Here is a 22,097-nt window from a genome sequence, read left to right on the forward strand (position 1 = left end):
CGTCAGGGTGTCACCGAGGGTGCCGCCCTCGTACTTGCCCGCGAGCTGCCCCGCGCTCTCCCCTCGTCGGGCGCGAAGGCGCCGACGAAGACGAGCGCCTTGACCTGGTCCAGTCCCTTCGCCGCGTTCGTGATCACCGCGCCGCCGTAGGAGTGGCCGACGAGGATCAGGTCCCCACTGACGTCGCCCAGGAGCGTGCGGACGTAAGCGGCGTCGGACGCCACGCCGCGAAGCGGATTCGCGGCCGCGATCACGGGGAAGCCGTCGGCGAGGAGCCCCGCGATGACGCCGTTCCAGCTGGACGATTCGGCGAACGCCCCGTGGACCAGGACGACGGTCGGCCGACCGTTCGGCGACGGTTCTGTGATGCTCATCTGTGCTCTCCTCTGGGTCTCGTCTGCGCCATCGACGGGCGGAAACGGCGCCAGTCTGGCAGCACGGGCGGGCGTGCACCAGTGGCGGCCGGAGGACGTGCCGCGGTCAGTCCACCGCGTGGATGACGCTCGTGAGCCGCCAGTCGACCGTGCTGTGGTCGATCGTGGCGTGCACCGGGGATCCGCCCATCTCGCCGGTGATGCCGTCGGCGCCCCGCTCCGCATGCTCCAGGCTGTCGTAGGCCACGATGTCCACCACCATCCCGTCGTCGCGCACGGAGATGCGGCGCCAGAGGAAGCCCTCCTGCCGCCGCAGGTAGGCGTCGATGTCCTCGTTGGCCGCGACGAAGTCGGCCGGGGTCAGACCGGGGGCGGGGCGGAGGGTGGTGATCTCCAGGATCTCGGGCATGGTGTCTCGTCTCTCGAAGCGGTTCCGGGTACGTCCACAGTGGGGCCCTGGGCGGCCGCCGACAAGGCTCCGCCGGCCGGGGTGTACCGCACCCCCTTCGGCCGCTCGTCACCCGGGCCGGCGGATGCCAGCCTGCGGAGGGCCGCCTCGCTGCTGCTCCCGGACGCCGGCGTGCCGATCAGCAGCTGCTGGCCCGGCGCATCCACGGTCTCGAAGGTCTGGTAGGTCAGCTCGATGCGACCGGCGACCGGATGCTGGAACACCTTGAAGGCGCGCGTCAGCTTGTTGACGCGGTTGCGCCGCCAGAGCTCCCAGAACTCCGGGGAGGCGCCGGCCATCTGCGAGCACGGTCCGGATCCGGGGATCGCCGGGGAACAGGCCGAGGTTCAGCCGGAGCGCGCCGACCGTGTTGGCGCGCGCAGCTCGTCGAGCCCAGGGAACACCTCGGCGGCCCGGGGATGCGTGAACAGCACCCGCACCATGTTGCGCTCGGTCCCGAAGGGCGCCAGCAGCTCAGCGGCGATGTCGTTGGTGGCCAGCACGTCGAAGGCCCGGCCCAGCACGTACGCGGCCGCTCCGCGCGATGTCGTGAGCACTTCGAGCAGAGCGGGATGCACCTCGTCGGACGGCTCCGGACGGGCGGCCTGCGGAGAGACGCCGGCCAGGCGGAACAGGTGCTCGCGCGCCTCGGGCGGGAGTCGGAGGGCACTGCCGATCGCGTCCAGCACCTGCGGCGACGGGTTCCGTTCGCGGCCCTGTTCGAGGCGCGCGTAGTAGTCGACGCTGACCCCGGCGAGCACCGCGACCTCCTCGCGGCGCAGCCCGGGCACCCGGCGACCCGACGTGCCTCCGCCGCCGAATCCCGCGGCGTCCGGCGTCGTGCTCGCGCGCGTCGCCCGGAGGAACGCGCCGAGCTGCGTCTCGTCGCGGTTCGCCACGGCTCCATGGTACGGGGCCGGAGGCACGACGAAGGCGGCTCCGGCGGCCGCGATGAGACAGGGTGTGCCGCACACCGGCCACGGCTGCCTTCCACAGCCGCCCCGGCGGTGGTGGACTCGCTTCCCGACTCTGTTCACGCACCACCAGAAGGAAGACATGCTGCCCCCCGAGAAGAAGAAGATCGTGTTCATCACCGGCGCCAGCAGCGGGATCGGCGAGGCCACGGCCCGGCGCCTCGCCGCCGAGGGCCACCTGGTGATCGCGGGCGCCCGCCGCACCGACCGCCTCGACGCCCTCGCCGATGACGTCCGCCGCCGTGGCGGCGAGATCGAGGTGGCGACGCTCGACGTCACCGACTCCAGGAGCGTCCGCTCCGCCATCGACGCCGCGGTGCGGGCGCACGGCCGCATCGACGTGCTGGTCAACAACGCGGGCGTCATGGCGCTCTCGCCGCTGGCCGACCTCCGGGTGGACGAGTGGGAGCAGATGATCGACGTCAACCTGCGCGGCGTGCTCAACGGCATCGCGGCCGCCCTCCCGCACATGACCGAGCGTGGCCGCGGCCACATCGTCACCGTGTCGTCCGTCTCGGGCCGACGCGTCGATCCCACCGCCGCGGTCTACAGCGCGACCAAGTTCGCCGTCTCGGCGCTGTCGGAGGGTCTCCGCCAGGAGAGCCGGGATGTGCGCGTGACGGTGATCAGCCCGGGGCTCACCCGGAGCGAGCTCACCGAGCGCGGCGGAAGCGCCGAGGCCCAGGGCGCGGCGCGGGCGGCTGCCGAGGCGATCGCCATGCCCGCGTCGGCGGTCGCCGCCGCCATCGGATACGCCATCTCCCAGCCGGACGAGGTGGATGTGAACGAGATCGTCATCCGCCCGACGGTGCAGGGCTGACCGTCTCGGCGAAATCCTCGCCGCGGGCCCGCTGCCTCCAGCGACCGGGGGCGATCCCGTGGTACCGGCGGAAGGCCGTGGCGAAGGCGAACGGGTTGCTGTACCCGACCGCCGTCGCGATCTCGCCCAGCGTCGCGTCGGTGTGCCGCAGCGCCTCCTCCGCCCGCTCCATCCGGACGGCCGTGAGGTAAGCCGCGGGCGCGACGCCGACCTGGCGGCTGAACCGGCCCGCGAACCCGGAGCGCGACATCCGTGCGACCCTGGCCAGCTCGGGCAGGGTCCATGGATCCGCCGGCCGGGCATGGATCGCCTCGAGCACGCGGCGCAGGTCCGGGTCCGCGAGCGCGGTGAACCATCCCGGCGCGGTCTCGGCCGAGTGCAGCCACCAGGCGCGCAGCGCGTACACGAGATTGGTGTCGAGCAACCGGTCGAGGAGGGCCTGCTGGCCGGGCGTCTCCCGCGCGGCCTCGTCGGCGAGCAGCTGGATCGCCAGCCGGTGCGTCGGCTCCTGCCAGGCCGGCGGGATCACCACCGGTCGCGGAAGCTCGGACAGCACCGCGGCGGCGACGCTCCCTTCGAGCGTGTAGGCGCCGCAGAGCACGGTCGCCGAGGGTCCGGCCTCGGTGACGGTGCCCGCGACCCGGGCGTCGTGGATGGCCTCGCGCCGCGCCGCGGGCTCGCTCACGATCGCGTACTCCGTGCCCGACGTCATCAGGAGGACGGCGCGCTGCTCGAGTTCGACCGGCTTCTCGCCTTCCTGCTCGAGCCAGGCCCGCCCGTCCAGCAGGATGTGCGCCGTGAGCACCCGGGAGCCGCCGAACAGCAGACCCCACGGTTCGACGCGCCTCAGGACCGAGAAGACCGCACCTCGGGCCCGGGCGCGTTCGAGCACATCGCCGAGCACGTCCATCCATCCAGATTAGACGATCACGTATCGATCGGGGCAGAATGGACATTTCCCGTCCACCGCGCCGCAACTAGCATCATCGGCATGTCAACACTCCTCCTCCTCGGCGGCACCGGAAAAACCGGCCGCCGCCTCGCCGAACGACTCGAAGCGCAGGGCCACACCGTCCGCGCCGTCGGCCGCAGCACCACCCCCGATTCGACTGGCGCGACGAGAGCACCTGGGCGCCCGCGCTGCAGGATGTGGACGGCGTCTTCATCGTCGGCCCCGGCTCCGCGTCCGACTGGAGCCCGCTCCTCGAACGCTTCCTGGCGACCGCGGCCGAGTTGCACGTCGGGCGCGCGGTGCTCCTCTCGGCCCGTGGCGTCGAGTTCCTCCCGGACGGGGCCGTTGCGCGCGCCGAGGCGGCCCTCAGCCGCGGCCCGCTCGAGTGGACCATCCTCCGGCCAAGCCACTTCGCCCAGAACTTCACCGAGGCGATGTTCGTGCCTGACGACGACGGCGCCTTCTACGCGCCCGTGGGCGACGGCCGGGAGCCGTTCATCGACGTGGACGACATCGCCGACGTCGCCGCGGCCGCGCTGACCGGCGACGACTTCGGCGGGCGCATCCTCGAGCTCTCCGGCCCGCACGCCATCGACTTCGACGAGGCGGCGCGCATCCTCACCGAGGTGTCCGGACGGACCACCCGCTACGTCTCCGAACTGGACACCGTCCACATCGAGCGACTGCGCAGCCAAGGACTGCCCGACGGCTACATCGAGTGGCGGATGGCGATGCTCCGCGGGATCGCCTCCGGCTCCGACGCCTACCTCAGCTCCGACGTCGAAGCGGTGCTCGGGCGCCCGGCGACGGCCTTCGAGGACTGGGCGCGGCGGGAGGTGCGCGCCGGAGCCTGACGTAGCCGGAAGCGGTGTTCAGCCCTGGTCGGGCTGGGCGCGCACGGCGAGCGAGCCGTACCGCTCCATCCGGTGCCAGCGCAGCCGGGTGCCCGCGACGGCCGTGAACACGGACTGGATCACCACTAGGTACATCAGCTGGCGGTAGACCACCTGCTGCAGGGGCAGCGTCCACAACGGCTTCAGGCGCTCACGGTCGATCCGGAACGCGTACCAGGCCATCCCGAACTGCACCGCCAGGAACGCAGGCCAGAGGGCGGCGATGCGCACCGGATCCAGGAAGATCAGCCCGTACACCGCGAAGAGGTCCACCACCGGGGCGAACAGCGGGAGGAGCACCTGGAGCACCAGGAGGTAGATCAGGCCGCGACGGCCCAGCTTGCCCGCCTGACCGCCCTGGACGAGCGCGCCGCGGTGCTTCCACATGGCCTGGATGGTCCCAGCACCAGCGGTACCGCTGCTTCCAGAGCGCGCCGAGCGACGCCGGGGCCTCCGTCCACGCACGCGCGCCGTCCTCGTAGACCACGCGCCAGCCGTCGCGGCACAGGGCCATCGTGAGGTCGGTGTCCTCGGCGAGGGTGTCGTCGCTCACCCCTCCGATCCGTTCGAGCGCCGAACGGCGGAACGCGCCGATCGCGCCCGGCACGGTCGGCATGCACTCGGCCACGTCGAAGAGACGGCGGTCGAGGTTGAACCCGACGACGTACTCGATGTGCTGCCAGGAGCCGAGGATCCCCTGCCGGTTCACGATCTTGGTGTTGCCGGAGACGGCGCCGACGGAGGGATCGCTCAGCGGCTGGATCAGCGCATGCACGGTTCCGGGCTCGAAGACCGTGTCGCCGTCCACCATGACCACGATGTCGTTCTGCGCCGCCCGAAGGCCCGCGTTGAGCGCCGACGGCTTGCCGCCGTTGCGCTGGCGGATGAGACGGACCGGCAGACCGAGCCCCGCCACGATGTCCGCGGTGCCGTCGGTCGAGCCGTCGTCCACCACGATCACCTCGACGGGATGCGTGGAGGCGACGAGCGACCGGACGGCCGCCTCGATCCCCGCCGCTCGTTGTACGCCGGGACGATGACGGTCACCGGCTCCGTGGCCTCCGGCCGGGCGGGCGCCTCGGGACGATGACGCCCGCGTGTGCTCCGGCGGTGCCGCACCGCGGTCGCCATCACGAGCACGACGCGGACGAGCATGACCAGGCCGCTCACGACGAGCGCGATCGTGATGGCGTCGACGACGGCGCCGCTCATCCGGATGCCCCACACCGTCATGGCGGCCGCCACGCGCTCGGGCGCCGAGGCGTTCTGCATCGTCGGTCCCAGGCCGACCGCCCGGCCGACTGTTGTGACCGTGTAGCCCTCGGCGTCCAGCCGGGAGAGCGCGCTGTCGAGCGCCCGCACGGTCTGGCTGCGGTCCCCGCCGCCGTCGTGGAGCAGCACTACCTGGCCGGAGCCGTCGGTCGGCTCGATCGCCCGCTCGATGGCGGGTGCTCCCGGACGTCGCCAATCCTCGCCGTCCCGGGTCGACAGCACGGTCAGGTAGCCGTCCGCGCCGACGGAGCGGATCGCGGTCCACATCCCGTCGGTGACCGCGTCGTTCTCGGAGCTGTACGGCGGCCGGAGCAGCGACGTGGTCTGCCCGGTCGCGTCGACGATCGCCTGCTGAGCGGTCTGGACCTCCAGCCGGCGCCGCCACTCCGGCACCGTGCTCAGGTCGACGTGCGTGAGGGTGTGCACGCCGACCTCGTTGCCGCCCGCCACGACCTGGCGGACGAGGTCCGGATGGGCGATCGCCTCCGTCCCGACCATGAAGAAGGTGGCGTGGGCGTGATGGCGGCGGAGGAGCTGGAGGATCTCGGGCGTCCAGCGCGGGTCCGGGCCGTCGTCGAACGTCAGCGCGATCGTGCGGGGTCGTGGGCCTGCCGTCCGCGGCGTCTCGCCACGGGAATCGATGACCGGGCCGCCGGACGCGACCGCCGACGGCACGCGCCCCGCGGATCCGGACGCCGTCACCGCGTCATCCCCGATGCCGGCGAGGTGCTGCGTGTACCCCTGGACCAGCAGCGACACGGACACCGCGATCAGGATGGCGGCGAGCACGACCCAGTGCGCACGCAGCGGCCCGCGGGCCCCGCGGGGAGCGGCGCGCCTCACGGGCGGGTGGGTCTCTTGCTCTGCCCCGGTGCGGTCGCGCTCTTGCCGGGCGGGGTGGATGCGGGCGACGGCGACGCGGTGGGCGACGGCCGTGAGGACGGCGGTGTGGTCGCAGCGTGCCCGGGAGCGGATGTGGCGGCCGGCTGCGGGGCGGGCGCCGGCGCGACGGCGACCACCGGCTGCTCGGGTGCGCTCGTGGCGACCGGGTCCGAGGCAGGCGACGGCGTCGCCACGGGAGTGGACGGGGCGGCGCCGGGGCCACTCGCGCTGGCGGGCGGTTCCGGCATCGGGAGCAGCGGGATGCCGATCCGCGGGCCCCCGAGGAACGCGCTCACGACCAGTGCGACGTAGAGCGCGACCAGCCCCAACACCACCGCACCCAGGATGCGGACCCGGCGGAAGCGACGCCCCGATGCATCGACGAACACGGGCACGCCTGCCGCGTCGGGCACGCCGGAGCGCGCGAGTTCGTCATCCACCACGCAGAGATTCTACGAGAACGTCCCCTTTCCGGGGGACGCCGCCCACCGCTCGGGTCTGAGACATCGTTCAGAGCCTCCCATCGGATGCTGCGAAAGCCGGTGGGGGTTCAGTGAATGATGTAAGAGTCACGCTCGGCATCGGGCCTGCTTGATGAGCCGGTCGAGTTTGGATACGGAAGCCGCTCTCGTCAACCGTCGGATGCGGATGACCCGGTCTCACCGGGTGCGGCGTCCCATCGGTCGAGCTCGGCCTCCAGTCCTTCCCGCAGTGAGTCCTCACCCTCGTCTGTGCCCGGGTCTGCGCGGGGTTCTGCGCCGGGAATCAGGCGCAGAAGGCGCTCGTAGTGGGAGGCCGTCTCCTGGTCGGTCGCCGTCGGCAGGCGTCCTGACGAGCTGGCGAGCGCGGTCACCTGCGCGCGGTCGATGAAGCCCGGAAGCGCCGAGGACTCCACGGTGCCGGAGTTCGAACCGTTCGTCTCCCACCGGTCCCACCGGCTGAACGGGGTCCCGCCCTCCACGACGTCGCGTGCCGCGCAGATGTCGCGCCAGGATCCATCCGAGGTCAGCGTCGCCGCCAGACCCGCGTCGGCGGTGTAGCGCTCATCGTCGGTGTCGGAGAGGTAGCGGAGCCACCCCGAGAGGACCAGAAGACCGGCGCGGACTTCGGCGCGGGCCGATCCATCCGGCTGCCGTTCGAAGAGGCGCCGGAGCTCTTCCGCGGCGATCTTCGCGAGGTCCGGCCGGTTCGCGTCGAGAGCGAGCTTGACCAGCTCGACCATCGCCCACGTGCCGCGCGAGCGGAAGACTTGCGGGTCTGCCGCCGACGCGTCGCGGTACACCGCGAGATCGCGTACGCACCCGATGATGCGGACGAGCAGCGCATCGAACTCGGGACCCCCATGCATCAGGATGTCGGACCACTGCCGTGTAAGCTCCGCAGGCATTCGTCGACATACTCCCCGGAGCCGGTCGCCGCTGCCTCGACGGCTCGGGCGGTCGTCGCTGTGATGAAGACGTGCGCCACTTGCGGGGACAACAGGACGTCCCGCTCCACTTCGACGATGCTCTCCAGGAGTCCGCTCCCCCGCGCGAGTGACGCCCCCGGGACGCACCTGATCGGTCGAGCTCCGCCATCCAGACCTCGCGCACGATCTGGCCGAGCAATTCCAGCGCCCGCTCCGCCGTCGCCAGAGCGCCCGACCGGAGGTTGCTGCCGATCGCATCCTGCAGGGTGGCTATCTCGTGCTGGGTCTCCTCGTAGGCGGTGACCGCCTCCGGCGCCTCCAGCTCGATGCTCGACTGCAGAAGCTGGACCATCCGTCCGGCGGTCCCGTCGTGGAGCCGGGTCGGCGTCACGATCCGGAACGCCGTGGCACCGAGCAGGGTGCGGTCCCCCGGGTGGACATCCAGCAGGACCTGCGGCGCGACCTCGTACGGGGACGGTGTGGGAGCCGCGGAAGCGGATTCCGGACCGAGCGATGCGATCGCCTCCCGGACGCCCGCGGCCTTGATGGCCCGAATGACGCGCCCAGCCTGCGGCACCGGCACGTGCAACGTCGACACCGAGCGGGTGGAGGTGCGCGCCGTGTCCGTGGTCAGGATCTCCTCCAGCCCGCGGCTCGCGTCCGCGTACCGGCGCGCCATTTGGCCGAACCGGTCCGACAGGGTCTCGACGAGCGAGGTCCGCACCACTTCGTCCAGCCGGGACGGATGCCCGAAGAGGTGCGTGAGCCTCGATGTCGAGACCAGCAGCAGCACCGCGGTGGCGACGAACCAGGCGAACGCGATCACCACACCGGTCGCGCTCGGCAGCCAGATGGACTCGATGGCCATGACCGCGTTCGCGGCGAGCCCCACGGTCACGAACCAGCTGGCGCCGATGTACGCCAGGATGCGCTTCCGGGACGTCCCGATGGCGAGGGGAGCCTCTGCGAACAGTTGTGCCGCGATCGTCAGCCCGGCGAAGCCGACCGACAGGAACGTCGTCTGGACCTGCCAGAGCGCTGCGTCGGAGCCCTGCGTCGGGGACAGGAAGCGGCGCACCCAGGCGGGGTCGCCGGCAGCGTGGAAGACGACCAGGAGCACGAGGCTGACCAGCAGCGCGCACGTGACGATGGTGAGCTCCCGCCGCCACGGGGCCGCTGAGCTCCCGGAGGTTGCGCGTTCGTCGGCCATGACGCGGCGACCGCGTCAGTCGCGTTGTTCGTGTTTGACCGCGAGGAGGTCGACCGTGCGGAGATCGGGGTCCTTCGCGAGGAGGGCCGGACCCTGCTCGCCCAGTGCCCGTGGGATCGCGCCTCCCAGGTGTGCCTTGCGCGCATCCTCGTCGGGGAACGTGTCGAAGATCCCGAAATGCGTTTCGTCGATCTGGAAGGCGTACCAGGTGCGCGTCCCCGGCTCCGAGTCGACCACGGCTTTGCCGCCGATGAGGAAATCCTTGACTTCCGCTGCCTTGTCCGGTTTGGCTTCGAGCAGTGCCAGTACGCCGAGCGTGAGTTCCATGTGAGTCTCCTTCGCCGTCACGACGCCTCACTGCTCCCCAGAGGTGTCACGGGGGACGTTACCCTGGACTGGCGGGTATTCCATCGCCTGCGCTGCCTCGTCGAGTGCTGTCGCCAGGTAGGGGGCCGATGCGCTCGTGGTCGGGGATGGCGCGAGCGGCTGCGAGGATTCAGTGGCGGGAGCCTCCGGTTGCGAGGTGGTCGTGCACCATCTTCACGACGCTCGCCCCTTCTCCCACCGCCGCGGACATCCGTTTGACCGATCCGCTGCGCACGTCGCCGATGGCGAAGACGCCCGGCACCGAGGTCTCGAAGGGCTGGGCTCGCGAGCCGGTCTCGCCCGGGCGCGACCCGGTGAGGAGGAAACCACGCTCGTCGCGCTCGATGTCGTGGCCGAGCCATGCCGTCGCCGGGACCGCCCCGATGAAGACGAACAGGTGGGCGGTGCCGACCTCCTCGCGGCGGCCGGAGGGGCGGTGCTCGACCGTGACCGATTCGAGGCGGTCGCCTCCCGACGCCTCCACGATTTCGGACCGCGGTGGACGGCGATCCGCGGGTGGCCCTCGACCTGCACGACCAGATACCGAGACATGTCGCGGCCGAGGTCGGCACCGCGCACGACGAGGTGGACGCAGGATGCGGTTCCCGCGAGGAACACGGCCGCCTGCCCGGCCGAGTTGCCGCCGCCGACCACCACGACCGGATCGGTTCCGCACTCGCGCGCCTCGTTGACCGTCGCCGCGTAGTAGACGCTGGTGTACTCGAACCGATCGAGGTTCTTCACCTCCAGGCGGCGGTACTCCATCCCGGATGCGACGACAACGGCTCCCGGAGTGACGGTCGTCCTGTCGGAGAACCGGACCGTGAGCGCGCCGCCCGCGACATCGAGGCTGGCGGCGTCCGCGGGGGCGACGACGGATGCTCCGAACTTGACCGCTTGCAGACGGGCCCGCTCGGCGAGTTCAGCGCCCGAGATCCCCGCCGGGAATCCGAGGTAGTTCTCGATCCGGGCGGAGCGTGCGGCCTGCCCCCGGTGGCCACGGCGTCGGAGAGGACGACCGACAACCCGTCCGAGGCTGCGTACACCGTGGCCGCGAGTCCCGCCGGGCCGGCGCCCACCACCAGCAGATCGCACGTGGGCTCGGGCAGCCCGCGCCCGATGCCGAGCAGCTCCGAGAGCTTCGCGGTGGACGGATTGCGGAGGATGCGCGAGCCTCCTGACGATGACGACCGGGAGGTCGGTGACGTGCAGGCGCAGCCGCCGGACGATGACCTCGGCCGCGTGATCGCCGTCGAGGTCGAGCAGGCGGTGCGGTATCCGGTTGCGGGCGGCGAAGTCGAGCAACCGGCGGGTGTCCGGCGAGAAGCGCGAACCCACGATGCGGAGCCCGGCGCCGGCGCCGATCGCCAGCGACCTCCGGATGAGATACGCGCGCAGGATGAGGTCACCGATCGTCGGGTCGCTGGTCACGATCCGCTCCAACGCCGGTATCGGCACGGCGAGCACCCTGCCTGCTTCGAGAGCGGTCACCGTGGCGAACGAGGGCTGCCCTTCCAGGAGGCCGATGTCGCCGACGAAGCGGCCCGGTCCGTGCACCTCAGCCTGTGCTCCGCGGCCATCCTCACCGCCGTCGTCGACCCGGAGGCGACCGTGGAGCACCGCGAAGAACGACCCGAGCGGCTCCCCGCGCGCGCCAGCACCTGCCCCGCTGCGACGGGCTCGGTGGTGCCGTGCTCGCTCAGCGCCTGCAGCTGCGGCGGTGTCAGCCGGGGGTACGCCCCGAACACATCCGGGGTCTCGGCAGGTGGCTGCTCGGGGGCCGGGGAGGCCATCACACGTAGTCCTCGTCCACGTAGCACCACCGCCAGCTCTCGCCGGGCTCATGCGACTGGACGATGGGATGCCCGTCATGGAGCGCATGCGCCCGCGCGTGCCGCATCGGCGAGGCGTCGCAGCAGCCCACCTTGCCGCACGTCAGGCACAGCCGCAGGTGCACCCACGGCGTGCCGAGCCTCAGGCAGTCCTCGCACGCTCCCGGCGTGCGCGGGATGACCGGACGGATGTAGACGATATGGGGATCCCTACGCTGGCTCACGGAGCACCCTCCTTCCTCGCCGTCGCCGGCGCTCTCCCGGCCGCGGGTGCTCCGCCCACCGCTGCTCCGCCCGCTTCCGCTGGCGCTGCGCCATCGTGTCGTCGAACCAGCGGCGCAGGACGGCCACGGGCGCCGCGCCGGCCTGCCGGGCGATGACCTCCCCGTGGTCCAGGATCATCAGGGTCGGCACCGCCTTAACCGAGAAGCGCGAGGACAGCCGGGGCGCCCGGTCCACATCCACTTTGACCAGCTTCACCTCTCCCGCCCGCTCGGTGGCCAGCTCCTCCAGGACCGGACTGACCATCCGGCACGGGCCGCACCAGGCCGCCCACATGTCGACGATCACGGGGAGGTCCGCGTTGACGGCGATGTCCTGGAAGGTGTCGTCGAGGGCGTCGACGATCCACGGGAGCGGCTTGTGGCAGTTCCCGCAGCGGGGGTGTCCGCTCTCGGCCGCGGGGACGCGGTTCTTGCGCCCGCAGTTCGGGCACCGGATGACTCTGGTCGCGGCGTTCATACCGGTGCCTCCGCTTCGGCATCCGACTCCGCCCGGGCATCGACGACGTCGACGACGATGTCGCCGTCCCGCACATCGATGCGCACCGTCGAGCCGTCCTGGACCGACCCCGAGAGCAGTGCCCTGCCCAAGCGGGTCTCGATGTCGTGCGAGATGTAGCGGCGCAGCGGCCGCGCACCGTAGAGCGGGTCGTAGCCCCGTTCCGCGATGAGGCGCCGCGCCTCCGGCGTGACCTCGAGCCGGATCTGGCGCTCCGCCAGGCGGCGCGTCAGGTCGCCCATCAAGAGGTCGACGATCGACTCGATCTGCGTGAGGCCGAGCGGGGCGAACACGATGATGTCGTCGACCCGGTTGAGGAACTCCGGACGGAAGCGGCCGCGCAGCTCGGCGAGCACCAGGTCCTTCACATCCTCGGGGATCGCTCCGTCGCTGTCCCGGGACCCGGTGAGCAGATGCTCCGCCCCGATATTGGACGTCATGATCACGATGGTGTTGCGAAAGTCGACGGTGCGGCCCTGGCTGTCGGTGATCCGCCCGTCGTCGAGCACCTGCAGCAGCGTGTTGAACACGTCCGGATGCGCCTTCTCGATCTCATCGAAGAGGACGACGCAGTACGGCCGGCGACGCACCGCTTCGGTCAGCTGCCCGCCCTCGTCGTACCCGACATATCCGGGTGGGGCTCCGACCAGCCTGCTGACGGTGTGGCGCTCCTGGTACTCGCTCATGTCCAGCCGGATCATCGCGGACTCGCTGTCGAACAGCGCGCTCGCCAGGGCCTTCGCGAGCTCCGTCTTGCCGACACCCGTCGGTCCCAGGAAGATGAACGAGCCGATCGGCCGCCGAGCGTCGCGGATTCCCGAGCGCGCCCGGATGATCGCGTCGGTGACGAGCCGCACCGCTTCCTCCTGGCCGACGACGCGTTCGTGCAGGATCTCGTCGAGTTTCAGCACCTTCGCGCGCTCGCCCTCCTGCAGCCGCGCGACGGGGATTCCTGTCCAGGCCGCCACGATCTCGGCGATCTCCTCCTCGGTGACGACCTCGCGCAGGAGCCTCTGCCGTCCCTGCTTCTCCTGCAGGCGCTGCTCCTCGGCGGCGAGCTGCCGCTCGAGTTCGGCGAGCCTGGCCGTAGCGCAGCTCGGCCGCCTTGTTGAGGTCGTACCGGCGCTCGGCGTCCTCGGCCTCGCGGCGCACCTGCTCGAGCTCGCTCCTGAGCTGCTGCACCTTGCGGATGGCCTGACGTTCCGCCTCCCACTGGGCACGCTTCGCGTTCGCCTCCGCCCGCAGGTCGGTGAGTTCACGCCGCAGCTCCTCGAGACGGACACGGCTCGGCTGGTCCGTCTCCTTCTCCAGCGCCGCCTCCTCGATCTCGAGACGCGTCACCCGCCGGGTCAGCTCGTCGAGGTCCGCGGGCATCGAGTCGATCTCGGTGCGCAGCCGCGCGCAGGCCTCGTCGACGAGGTCGATGGCCTTGTCCGGCAGGAATCGGTCGGTGATGTAGCGGTGCGACAGGGTCGCGGCGGCCACGAGCGCATTGTCCTGGATGCGCACCCCGTGGAAGACCTCGAGCCGCTCGCGCAGCCCGCGGAGGATCGAGATGGCGTCCTCGACGCTGGGCTCATCCACCAGCACGGTCTGGAACCGCCGTTCGAGCGCTGCGTCCTTCTCGATGTGCTGCCGGTACTCGTCCAGCGTGGTCGCGCCGATCAGGTGCAGCTCTCCGCGGGCGAGCATGGGCTTGAGCATGTTGCCAGCATCCATCGCTCCCTCGGTGGCCCCCGCGCCGACCAGGGTGTGGAGTTCGTCGATGAACAAGAGGATGCGCCCCTCGGCGGCCACGACCTCGGCAAGCACCGCCTTCATCCGCTCCTCGAACTCGCCGCGGTACTTCGCGCCCGCGACGAGAGCCGCCAGATCGAGCTGGAAGACCGTCTTGTCGCGGAGCCCTTCCGGAACGTCGGTGTTGACGATCCGCTGGGCCAGCCCCTCCACGATCGCCGTCTTGCCGACACCGGGCTCGCCGATCAGCACTGGGTTGTTCTTCGTCTTGCGGGACAGGATCTGGATGACGCGGCGGATCTCGGTGTCGCGGCCGATGACCGGGTCCAGCCGACCCGCGCGGGCGTCGGCCACCAGGTCGCGGCCGTACTTCTCCAGTGCCTCGTAGGTCTGCTCCGGGGTCGCCGAGTTCACGTGCTGGTTGCCGCGAACGGTCGTCAGCGCCTGGAGGAAGGCCTCCCGCGTCACACCATTGGCCTGCAGGACACGCGCGGCCGGGCCGCCGCTGGGGTCGTCGGCCAGCGCGAGGAGCAGGTGCTCGACGGACACATACGAGTCCTTGAGGCGCGTGGCCTCCCGCTCGGCGCGGTCGAGGGTGGCCGACAGCGTGCGGGAGAGGTACACCTGTCCGGGCGTCGCCCCGGCACCTGTCGTCCGGGGTTTCCGCTCGATCGCCTGCTGCACCTCGGTGAGAAGGAGGGCCACGTCGACGTCGGCCGCTTCGAGCAGCCGAGGGATCAGGCCGCCCTCCTGCGTGAGCAGGGCGAGCAGGAGGTGCTCGTTCTCCGTCTCCGTGTGCCCGTTCCTGGTCGCGATGCTCTGCGCCTCCTGCAACGCCTCCTGAGACTTCTGGGTCAGCTTGTTCATCTCCATGGCGGCGTCTCCCTTCCTGGACGGATGACCGTTCGCTGCGCCTCGAGCGCGTCGATCCGCGCGAGCAGGTCGATGACGAGCGCGATGCCCGCGTAATTCAGTGCCAGGTCGGCGTGCAGGCGCACGATCCGCCGCACCTGTTCGGGCGCGTCCGGCGCGAACCAGAGCCGACCCGACGCATCGACGGCGGCGGCGATGAGCCCGAGCTCGACGAACCGCCGGACCAACTCGGGATGCACGCGCGCCCCGACCGCGACCATCCCGATGTCGAGGCGAGGCGGGATCACCGGGAGCAGAGGAGAACTCGATGACGACGACCTCGGATCGAAGGTGGATTCGCGCTGCAGCTGCTCGAACAGCTCGCGTTCACGGCTGGTGGGGTGCGGGGGGACCATGATCTTCACCTTCGCGAACAGGTCGCCGGGCTTCCCTCCCGGCTGCGGCATCCCCTGGCCCTTCAACCGCAGCCGCCGCCCGCTCGACGAGCCCGGAGGGACGCGCACGGTGATGGGGCCGCCGGGAGCGCGCGTCGAGACGCTTGCGCCGAGCGCGGCCTCCCACGGCGCGACCAGCAGGTCCATCTCGATGTTCTTGCCGTCGAGACGGAGCCGCCGGTCCGGCTTGACGCGGAGCGTGATCACGAGGTCGCCGGACCCGGCGTCCTGCCGCCCGGGCTGCCCGCCGCCGGAGACGCGGATGCGCTGCCCGTCGAGGGCGCCGGGCGGGATCTGTAGCTCGAACGTCTGACGGTCGCCGTCGGGGCCGGCGAGGACGACCGTCCGAGGGCCGCCGCGGAAGGCCTCCTCGACCGTCAGCTCCAGTTCGGCCTCGGAGTCCATCCCGCGCCTCGAACCGAAGACGTCGCCGAAGAGGTCGTCCCAGTCGACCGACGCACCCCCCGGGCCCGCTCCGGCCTGCGCGCTCGACCAGCTGAACCCCGACGGTCCCGGCCGGGCGCGGGTGCGCCCGGCTCCGCGCGCGCTGCCGCCGGCACCGCCGGCACCGCCGGCGCCCTGCGAGGCGTACTCGCGCTCTGCGTCCGCGTAGCGGCGGAACTCCGGTCCGAACCGGTCGTACTGGGCACGTGACTCCGGTTCGGCGAGCACGTGGTACGCCTCGCTGATCTTCTTGAACGTGTCCTCGGCGCCCGCCTGCTTGTTCACATCCGGGTGATACTTCCGCGCGAGCGCACGGTAGGCACGCTGGATCTCCTTGGAGTCCGCGGATCGTGAGACCCCGAGCAGCTGGTAGAAGTCGTCCGCCACGAGGTCACTCCCGCGCCGACGTGACGACGACGCTCGCGGGTCGCAGCAGCTGTTCCGGGGTGCCGAAGCCGAGCCGGGCGACCGCGACCACCGTCTGCGGAGGCACGTTCTCCTGCTCGATCACCGACACGGCCTCGTGGATCCGTGGGTCGAACGGGACGCCGACCTGGTCGATGCGGGGATACCCCAGGCGTTCGAGGGCGACCACCGCCTGTTCCCGGATCGACTCGATGCCTTCGGTCAGCGGATCCTTCACCTGCCTGGCGTAGGCGAGCGCGTCCGTGAGGCCGTCCACGACGGCGAGGAAGACGGACGCCGCACGCGCTCGCTCCGTGTCGCGCACCAGGGCGAGCTCGCGGGTGGTCCGCTTTCGCGCGTTGTCGAGATCCGCTGCGGCGCGGCGCCAGCGATCCTCCAGCTCGGCGAGACGAGCGTCCCGTTCGTCCGGAGGGGCCGCAGGCGGCTCAGCCGTCGCGTCGGCGGGGGCGCCGACGTCCGGCTCCTCCGCGTCCGCAGCCCTGCGCGTGTCCGAGGTGTCCATGTCCCCGCGTCTTTCAATTGCGGTCGAAGTCGGCGTCGACGACGTCGTCATCGGAGTCGTCCGAGCCGCCGGGACCGGCCGCGGCGTCCGACGAGGTCGACCCTTGGGCCGGGTGCGCCACAGACAGCGCAGCGTCCACTTGCCGTAGTTCGCTGGTCAGGTCACGCGCCTCCGACGCAGGAGCCTCCCGCTCGACGACCTCCTCGCCTGCTGCACCAGCAGCTCGGCGCGCGACCGCTCGTGCGCAGGCGCGGCGTCGCCGTGCTCCGCGAGAGCCCGCTCGACCCGGTAGGCGGCGGCATCCAACTCGTTGCGGGCATCGATGTCCTCGCGCAGCCGCTGATCCTGCTCGCGGTTCTGCTCGGCCTCGCGCACCATGCGGTCGATCTCCGCCTGGTCGAGGTTCGTGGTGCCGCTGATGGTGATGCCCTGCTCGGCCCCGGTGTCCTTGTCGCGGGCGGTGACGTTGAGGATGCCGTTCGCGTCGATGTCGAACGTGACCTCGATCTGCGGTTCGCCCTGTGGCGCTGGCCGGATGCCGGTCAGCGAGAACCGGCCGAGGACGCGGTTGTCCGCCGCGCGTTCGCGCTCGCCCTGGAGCACCACGATCTCGACCGAGTCCTGGTTGTCCTGGGCGGTGGAGAAGACCTCGCTCCGGCGTGCGGGGATGGTCGTGTTGCGTTCGATGATCGGCGTCATCACGCCGCCGCGCGTCTCGACGCCGAGCGAGAGCGGGGTCACGTCGAGCAGGAGGACATCGTTGACTTCCCCTTTCAGCACCCCGGCCTGGATGGCGGCGCCGATGGCTACGACCTCGTCCGGGTTCACGGTCATGTTGGGGTCCTTGCCGCCGGTGAGGCGCTTGACCAGCTCCTGCACCGCGGGGATCCTGGTCGAACCGCCGACGAGGATGACCTCGTCGATGCTCGTTCTCGGTGACCTTCGCGTCCTGCATCGCCTGCCGCACCGGGCCGAGGCAGCGCTCGACCAGGTCGGCGGTGATGTTCTCGAAGTGTGGCGCGCTTGAGCGTCGTGGTCAGGTGCTTCGGGCCGGAGGCGTCCGCCGTGATGAACGGCAGGCTCACCTGGGTCTGGCTGACCGAGCTGAGTTCGACCTTCGCCTTCTCTGCAGCCTCGAACAGCCGCTGGAGGGCCTGAGAGTCGTTGCGCAGGTCGATGCCGTTCTCCTTCTGGAACTCGTCGGCCAGGTAGTCGACGATGCGGCGGTCGAAGTCGTCGCCGCCGAGGTGCGTGTCCCCGGCGGTCGAGCGCACCTCGACGACGCCGTCGCCGACGTCGAGCAGGCTGACGTCGAAGGTGCCGCCGCCGAGGTCGAACACCAGGACCGTCTCGTGCTCCTTCTTGTCCAGCCCGTAGGCGAGGGCGGCCGCGGTCGGCTCGTTGATGATGCGGAGCACCTCGAGACCCGCGATCCGGCCTGCGTCCCGCGTCGCGGTGCGCTGGGCGTCGTTGAAGTACGCCGGGACGGTGATGACCGCCTCGGTCACCTTCTCTCCGAGGAATCTGGCGGCGTCGTCGGCCAGCTTCCGCAAGACGAGGGCGCTGATCTCCTCGGGGGCGTACAGCTTCCCTCGCACGTCGAACCGGGCTTCGCCGTTGGGGCCGGGCACGACGTCGAAGCCGACCGCCTTGGCCTCTCCCCGATCTCGTCGAAGGAGCGCCCGATGAAGCGCTTCGCCGAGGAGATCGTCCCCTTCGGGTTCAGGATGGCCTGACGCCGGGCGAGCTGACCGACGAGTCTCTCGCCGGTGTCGGTGAAGGCGACGACGGACGGGGTGGTGCGGGCGCCCTCGCTGTTCGGGATGACTCTCGCCTCACCGCTCTCCCCACACCGCGATCACGGAGTTCGTGGTGCCGAGATCGATGCCGACTGCCTTAGCCATGGAAGCTCCTCCTTCGAAGTCCCGTTTCACTCGCCGGACGGCACGTCGCCGTCTCGGTGTTCCCCGCCGCCCGGCTGGGGCGAGATGTCCACGTGCCGCGATGCGCTCGACTCGTCCACCGGGACCAGCAGCGTCAGCACACCGTCTCCCAGGTGCGCCGTGAGCTTGGAGTCGTCCAGGCTGTTCCCGAGGAAGAGCCTGCGGACGAACTCGCCACGGGGGCGCTCATCGATGAGGACCATGTCGTCCGGGGCGAATTTCGCGCGTCGCTGCACCGTGATGGTGACGACATTGCGTTCGACGTGCACATCGATGTCCCGGATGTCCACTCCCGGGGCGTCCGCGATCACGATGTACTGGCCTCCCCGTCGGTACGCCTCCAGCGGCACGGCGTAGGTGCGCCGGTTGGCCCCGAGGGCCTCTTCGACGGCGCGGTCGACGTCGCGGGGCGCGTCGAAACGCATCAGGCTCATGGCGTGCTCCTCACCGACCGGACGGCGCCGGTTCGAGGTGAACTCTCCGCCCCCGGGGTGGTTTCATCTTGGGCCGCCCGGAGCGAAGATTCCGACCCCCCGTTGCACTGCCAGGGTCAGTCGAAGAGGGCTAACGTTGCCAGCGATGGACGCCTCGAGCTCTTCGAACCGGGTCGCGCACCCCGGCCTCGATGCGAACGCACCGGCCGGCCTGTACGACATCTTCAGAGTGGGCTCGGCGATGTTCGAACGCCCCTCCACCCGGCGGACGTTCCGCCTGGTGGAGGCCGCGGTACGGGAGATCGCCGGATGCACGGTCCAGTCCGCCTATGTCGTGTCGCACGGCCGTCTCACCCGGTACTCGGGTGCGGAGGACCACGATCTCGACCTCCTCGTTGAGGCATGCCGGGGTGTCAACGGCGTGCTCGCCCACGGTGCGGGATGGATCTACGCGCTGTTCTTCCGCGGGACCGGTACGGTGCGCGGGGCCCTCGCGATCCGGGCGGACCACACGCCGACGGGACCGGAGGTGGACCTCCTGCTGGCGCTGGCGGAGCCGACCGGGGCCGCACTCGCCGTGGCCGACCTGATCAGCCGGGAACGTCGTCAGGCGCGGGAGCTGCGGAGGCTCGGCCAGGCGCACGAGGCCTCCAACCGGGCACTGGCGGCGACGATCGTCCAGCTGAACGCGCAGCAGTCCATCCGCGATGCGATCGTCACCGCGGCCGGGTCCGGTCGCGGCGAGGACCGGATCGTCGAAGCCGTGAGCACCGTTACCGGGCGCCCTGTCGTCCTCCAGGACTCCTTCGGCAACGACCTGGCGCTCGCGGGTGCCACGGACCCTGCCATCGTCCCCGTCGGAAACCTCTCCGCGGCCGGGTCCCCCCGCCGGCTGGCGAGTGGCGTCGATCCGTTCACGCGGGGAGACGCTCGGCGCCATCGGCATCTACGATCCGGACGATGGCCGCAGCGACGACGACCGGTTCGCGATCGAGTACGCCGGCGCGACGCTCGCGGTCGAGCTCGCGCATCGTCGCAACGTCGCAGAAGTCGAACTGCGGCTCGGTCGCGAGCTCGCTGACGACCTGGTCTCTGGCGCCGGACCCCCCGACGCGCTCGCGCGCGCCGAGGCCCTCGACTTCGACCTGGGGCGACTCCACCGGGTGGTCCTCTTCGCCTGGGAAACGCCCACCCCGAACGGTGTCGACGTCAGCGCTGCGGTCCGGCATCAGCTCGCCACGATGCACGTGCCGGCGCTGATCTCGCGGCGCGCGCAGGTGACGCTCGCCGTGGTGGCGGACGGTCATGACCTGTCGCAGCTTTACCAGGGAGTGTCCACAGCGCTGAGCAGCACGCGGGGCACGATCGGCGTCGGCGGTAGCTGCACGGCGAGCGACCTGCCGCGCTCCTTCGCCGAAGCGACACGGGCACTCCGCATCCGTATGGAGTCGCGGCAGCCGCTCGGTCTGTCGAACCATGATGAGCTCGGCCTCCTCCGTATCTTCGACATGTCGGAAGATGGGGTGCGGCTCGAACGGTTCATCGACGAATGGCTCGGCGTCCTCATCGACCACGACCTTCAGCACCACACGGACTTGGTCCGCACTCTGACGGCCTATCTCGACTCCGGCGGCAACTACGACCGCACCTCGGCCGCTCTTGTCATCCACCGGAGCACATTGCGCTATCGCCTCCGCCGGATCCGGGAACTGTGCGGTCTGGACATCAACGACCCGGAGGCGCACCTGAATCTGCACATCGCCGTCCGGGCACGCGCCGCACTCAACGACTACCTCCGCTGAGCCCCGCACCCGACCTCCCCTTATGCCCGTTCCAGATCCGCGTACCGTGATCGGCAATCACCGGAGCATCCGCACCGATCGAAGGAGGAAATGGTGGCTATCGACGACAAGGCCGAAGCAAAGGGCGACAAGCTCAAGGGCAAGGTCGACGAGGTGATCGGCAAGGTCACCGACGACGAGTCGCGCGTCGTGAAAGGAAAAGCGGAGCAGGCGGAGGGGAGCATCAAGGACACCGTCGCCGACGCCAAGGCGCATCTGAAGGACACGGCGAGCAAGGCGCACGACGACCGCCGCGACGAGACCGACGTGCTCTAGGAGCACCGGAGCACGACACGACGAAGGGGCGCAGCATTCGCTGCGCCCCTTCGTCGTGCACTCCACCTCGGCGGCCACAGGAGCAAGTCGAAGACCTGCGTGGCCTGGTCCCAGTGGCGGGTCTACGGATTCTTCACCTTCTCGTCGAGGATCCGGAACGTCCGGGCAAGCGCCACCCCGAGGCCGCCGGCGATTCGCGGAAGCCTCTCCTCGGTCTCAACGCTGTACGAGAGGTCGAGTGGAGGCCGACGTGTCAGCTGTTCGAGGATTCTGTCCATCGACACCTCCTCATCGATGGACTCGAATGCGTTGATGCATTCCTGCAGACCCTTCGTGATCGGCAGGTCCTGCGGCTCCATGACGTCACGACCGTTCGCCTCCGCGTTGGCCACTCCACGCAGGAGGAGGTCGTACAGCTTGTCGTTGACGAAGTCGTCGAAGCGCCGCAGGTCATCCTTGTCGACGTCGAGGCTCGCGGCCGCGCGGAAGAAGCGTTCGAACGTGGCGATGTCTAAGAGTTCCATGATTCTGCGCTCCCGGTCTGCGGCTCAGCCGCGCCGGTCGGATGCACCGTCGTGCGGGCGCTTGAACTTCTCCGCCAGCTTTCTGGCCATCCCCTTCGTCTCCGCTTCGACCCGCTGCGCCAGTTGCTGGAGCTTACGCAAGGGTCGGATGGCGTCCGCCTTCCGGTGATTCGGCTCCTCGCTCGTCTCTTCGAGCGGCACGATGAACTCCTCATCGGCGACCGTCACGACGTAGCCGGAATCGTCGTCGTTCAAGACGATGCTCACCGGCACCGCCTCCCCGGTGTCCGGGTCGACGCTGACGGCGTTGATCGCGATGTCGACGTGCGAGCCGTCGTCGGTCTCGACGATCTCGACATCGGCGAGCGGACCGCTCTCGATCGCGAGGACGAAGTCGTCCTGTGCGGACGTGAGGTCCGCGTCGTCTCGTGCTTCGGCCATGATCGCTCCTT

Annotated in this window: 21 protein-coding genes and 7 pseudogenes; 5 read left to right on the forward strand and 23 right to left on the reverse strand. The window is 70.6% G+C overall.

The window, feature by feature from the left end:
* Positions 1-2: 2 nt before the first annotated feature.
* The 3 genes and pseudogenes from ACRAWC_RS20910 to ACRAWC_RS20920 form a co-directional block, all read right to left on the reverse strand.
* Positions 3-374, reverse strand: coding sequence for an alpha/beta fold hydrolase (locus ACRAWC_RS20910; protein ID WP_431245872.1), 372 nt, complete (start codon positions 372-374; stop codon positions 3-5).
* Positions 375-480: 106 nt separating this feature from the next.
* The gene (locus ACRAWC_RS20915; RefSeq protein WP_431219215.1) at positions 481-783 is read right to left on the reverse strand and encodes a hypothetical protein; all 303 of its coding nucleotides are present in this window, start codon (positions 781-783) and stop codon (positions 481-483) included.
* Positions 735-1,913: pseudogene (locus ACRAWC_RS20920) on the reverse strand (helix-turn-helix transcriptional regulator). The gene ACRAWC_RS20915 and the pseudogene ACRAWC_RS20920 overlap by 49 nt, the downstream one beginning before the upstream one ends.
* On the opposite strand from ACRAWC_RS20920, the gene ACRAWC_RS20925 reads away from it, so the two are divergent.
* Positions 1,879-2,616 (forward strand): SDR family oxidoreductase, encoded by a 738-nt coding sequence (locus ACRAWC_RS20925; protein ID WP_431245874.1) that lies wholly within the window; start codon positions 1,879-1,881, stop codon positions 2,614-2,616. The pseudogene ACRAWC_RS20920 and the gene ACRAWC_RS20925 overlap by 35 nt on opposite strands.
* On the opposite strand, the gene ACRAWC_RS20930 is transcribed toward ACRAWC_RS20925, so the two are convergent.
* Positions 2,591-3,526, reverse strand: coding sequence for a cupin domain-containing protein (locus ACRAWC_RS20930; RefSeq protein ID WP_431245875.1), 936 nt, complete (start codon positions 3,524-3,526; stop codon positions 2,591-2,593). The genes ACRAWC_RS20925 and ACRAWC_RS20930 overlap by 26 nt on opposite strands.
* 209 nt (positions 3,527-3,735) lie before the next feature.
* On the opposite strand from ACRAWC_RS20930, the pseudogene ACRAWC_RS20935 reads away from it, so the two are divergent.
* Positions 3,736-4,422 (forward strand): annotated as a pseudogene (locus tag ACRAWC_RS20935) (NAD(P)H-binding protein); the annotation flags it as partial.
* An 18-nt stretch (positions 4,423-4,440) separates the two neighbouring features.
* On the opposite strand, the gene ACRAWC_RS20940 reads toward ACRAWC_RS20935, so the two are convergent.
* The 17 genes and pseudogenes from ACRAWC_RS20940 to ACRAWC_RS21020 all read right to left on the reverse strand — a co-directional run bounded on the left by ACRAWC_RS20940 (position 4,441) and on the right by ACRAWC_RS21020 (position 19,004).
* Positions 4,441-4,848, reverse strand: a complete 408-nt coding sequence (locus tag ACRAWC_RS20940; RefSeq protein ID WP_431350002.1) for a hypothetical protein — start codon at positions 4,846-4,848, stop codon at positions 4,441-4,443.
* A gap of 73 nt (positions 4,849-4,921) precedes the next feature.
* Positions 4,922-5,470 (reverse strand): annotated as a pseudogene (locus ACRAWC_RS20945) (glycosyltransferase family 2 protein); the annotation flags it as partial.
* Positions 5,419-6,576, reverse strand: coding sequence for a polysaccharide deacetylase family protein (locus ACRAWC_RS20950; protein ID WP_431349561.1), 1,158 nt, complete (start codon positions 6,574-6,576; stop codon positions 5,419-5,421). The pseudogene ACRAWC_RS20945 and the gene ACRAWC_RS20950, both read right to left, overlap by 52 nt.
* Entirely contained in the window at positions 6,573-7,058 is a 486-nt protein-coding gene (locus tag ACRAWC_RS20955; RefSeq protein WP_431219220.1) for a hypothetical protein, read from the reverse strand. The genes ACRAWC_RS20950 and ACRAWC_RS20955 overlap by 4 nt, the downstream gene beginning before the upstream one ends.
* 188 nt (positions 7,059-7,246) lie before the next feature.
* The gene (locus ACRAWC_RS20960; RefSeq protein ID WP_431349562.1) at positions 7,247-7,963 is read right to left on the reverse strand and encodes a hypothetical protein; all 717 of its coding nucleotides are present in this window, start codon (positions 7,961-7,963) and stop codon (positions 7,247-7,249) included.
* A 1,285-nt stretch (positions 7,964-9,248) separates the two neighbouring features.
* Positions 9,249-9,560, reverse strand: a complete 312-nt coding sequence (locus ACRAWC_RS20965; RefSeq protein WP_431245878.1) for a putative quinol monooxygenase — start codon at positions 9,558-9,560, stop codon at positions 9,249-9,251.
* A 169-nt stretch (positions 9,561-9,729) separates the two neighbouring features.
* Positions 9,730-10,083, reverse strand: coding sequence for an NAD(P)/FAD-dependent oxidoreductase (locus ACRAWC_RS20970; RefSeq protein WP_431349563.1), 354 nt, complete (start codon positions 10,081-10,083; stop codon positions 9,730-9,732).
* Positions 10,084-10,205: 122 nt separating this feature from the next.
* Positions 10,206-10,406: pseudogene (locus ACRAWC_RS20975) on the reverse strand (cyclic nucleotide-binding protein); the annotation flags it as partial.
* Positions 10,340-11,008, reverse strand: a complete 669-nt coding sequence (locus ACRAWC_RS20980; RefSeq protein ID WP_431349564.1) for an FAD-binding protein — start codon at positions 11,006-11,008, stop codon at positions 10,340-10,342. The gene ACRAWC_RS20980 and the pseudogene ACRAWC_RS20975, both read right to left, overlap by 67 nt.
* A gap of 73 nt (positions 11,009-11,081) precedes the next feature.
* A pseudogene (locus tag ACRAWC_RS20985) lies at positions 11,082-11,480 on the reverse strand (cyclic nucleotide-binding domain-containing protein); the annotation flags it as partial.
* Positions 11,392-11,655, reverse strand: coding sequence for a UBP-type zinc finger domain-containing protein (locus ACRAWC_RS20990; RefSeq protein ID WP_431219224.1), 264 nt, complete (start codon positions 11,653-11,655; stop codon positions 11,392-11,394). The pseudogene ACRAWC_RS20985 and the gene ACRAWC_RS20990, both read right to left, overlap by 89 nt.
* Positions 11,642-12,172 (reverse strand): thioredoxin, encoded by a 531-nt coding sequence (gene trxA / locus ACRAWC_RS20995; protein WP_431349565.1) that lies wholly within the window; start codon positions 12,170-12,172, stop codon positions 11,642-11,644. The genes ACRAWC_RS20990 and trxA overlap by 14 nt, the downstream gene beginning before the upstream one ends.
* Positions 12,169-14,821, reverse strand: a pseudogene (gene clpB, locus ACRAWC_RS21000) (ATP-dependent chaperone ClpB). Before clpB ends, trxA begins: the two are co-directional and overlap by 4 nt.
* Positions 14,812-16,086, reverse strand: coding sequence for a DnaJ C-terminal domain-containing protein (locus ACRAWC_RS21005; RefSeq protein ID WP_431349566.1), 1,275 nt, complete (start codon positions 16,084-16,086; stop codon positions 14,812-14,814). Before ACRAWC_RS21005 ends, clpB begins: the two are co-directional and overlap by 10 nt.
* 4 nt (positions 16,087-16,090) lie before the next feature.
* Positions 16,091-16,627 carry a nucleotide exchange factor GrpE gene (locus ACRAWC_RS21010; RefSeq protein ID WP_431245884.1) on the reverse strand — a complete coding sequence of 179 codons (537 nt, stop codon included), beginning with the start codon at positions 16,625-16,627 and terminating at the stop codon, positions 16,091-16,093.
* A gap of 13 nt (positions 16,628-16,640) precedes the next feature.
* A pseudogene (dnaK, locus tag ACRAWC_RS21015) lies at positions 16,641-18,531 on the reverse strand (molecular chaperone DnaK).
* Positions 18,532-18,557: 26 nt separating this feature from the next.
* On the reverse strand, positions 18,558-19,004 hold the full coding sequence (locus ACRAWC_RS21020) for an Hsp20/alpha crystallin family protein (RefSeq protein WP_431245886.1): 447 nt from the start codon (positions 19,002-19,004) through the stop codon (positions 18,558-18,560).
* Positions 19,005-19,149: 145 nt separating this feature from the next.
* On the opposite strand from ACRAWC_RS21020, the gene ACRAWC_RS21025 reads away from it, so the two are divergent.
* The 3 genes from ACRAWC_RS21025 (at position 19,150) to ACRAWC_RS21035 (ending at position 21,121) form a co-directional block, all read left to right on the forward strand.
* Positions 19,150-20,085, forward strand: coding sequence for a hypothetical protein (locus tag ACRAWC_RS21025; RefSeq protein WP_431245887.1), 936 nt, complete (start codon positions 19,150-19,152; stop codon positions 20,083-20,085).
* 64 nt (positions 20,086-20,149) lie between these two features.
* On the forward strand, positions 20,150-20,806 hold the full coding sequence (locus ACRAWC_RS21030; protein WP_431349969.1) for a PucR family transcriptional regulator: 657 nt from the start codon (positions 20,150-20,152) through the stop codon (positions 20,804-20,806).
* A gap of 90 nt (positions 20,807-20,896) precedes the next feature.
* Positions 20,897-21,121 carry a CsbD family protein gene (locus ACRAWC_RS21035; protein WP_431245888.1) on the forward strand — a complete coding sequence of 75 codons (225 nt, stop codon included), beginning with the start codon at positions 20,897-20,899 and terminating at the stop codon, positions 21,119-21,121.
* Positions 21,122-21,243: 122 nt separating this feature from the next.
* Here the strand turns inward: ACRAWC_RS21035 and ACRAWC_RS21040 are convergent, their stop codons facing one another.
* Both ACRAWC_RS21040 and ACRAWC_RS21045 read right to left on the reverse strand, forming a co-directional pair.
* Complete coding sequence (locus ACRAWC_RS21040) at positions 21,244-21,645, reverse strand: DUF1931 family protein (protein ID WP_431245889.1); 402 nt, start codon at positions 21,643-21,645, stop codon at positions 21,244-21,246.
* A gap of 24 nt (positions 21,646-21,669) precedes the next feature.
* Positions 21,670-22,086 (reverse strand): hypothetical protein, encoded by a 417-nt coding sequence (locus ACRAWC_RS21045; protein WP_431245890.1) that lies wholly within the window; start codon positions 22,084-22,086, stop codon positions 21,670-21,672.
* Positions 22,087-22,097: the final 11 nt, after the last annotated feature.

This window comes from Leifsonia sp. L25, assembly GCF_050632895.1.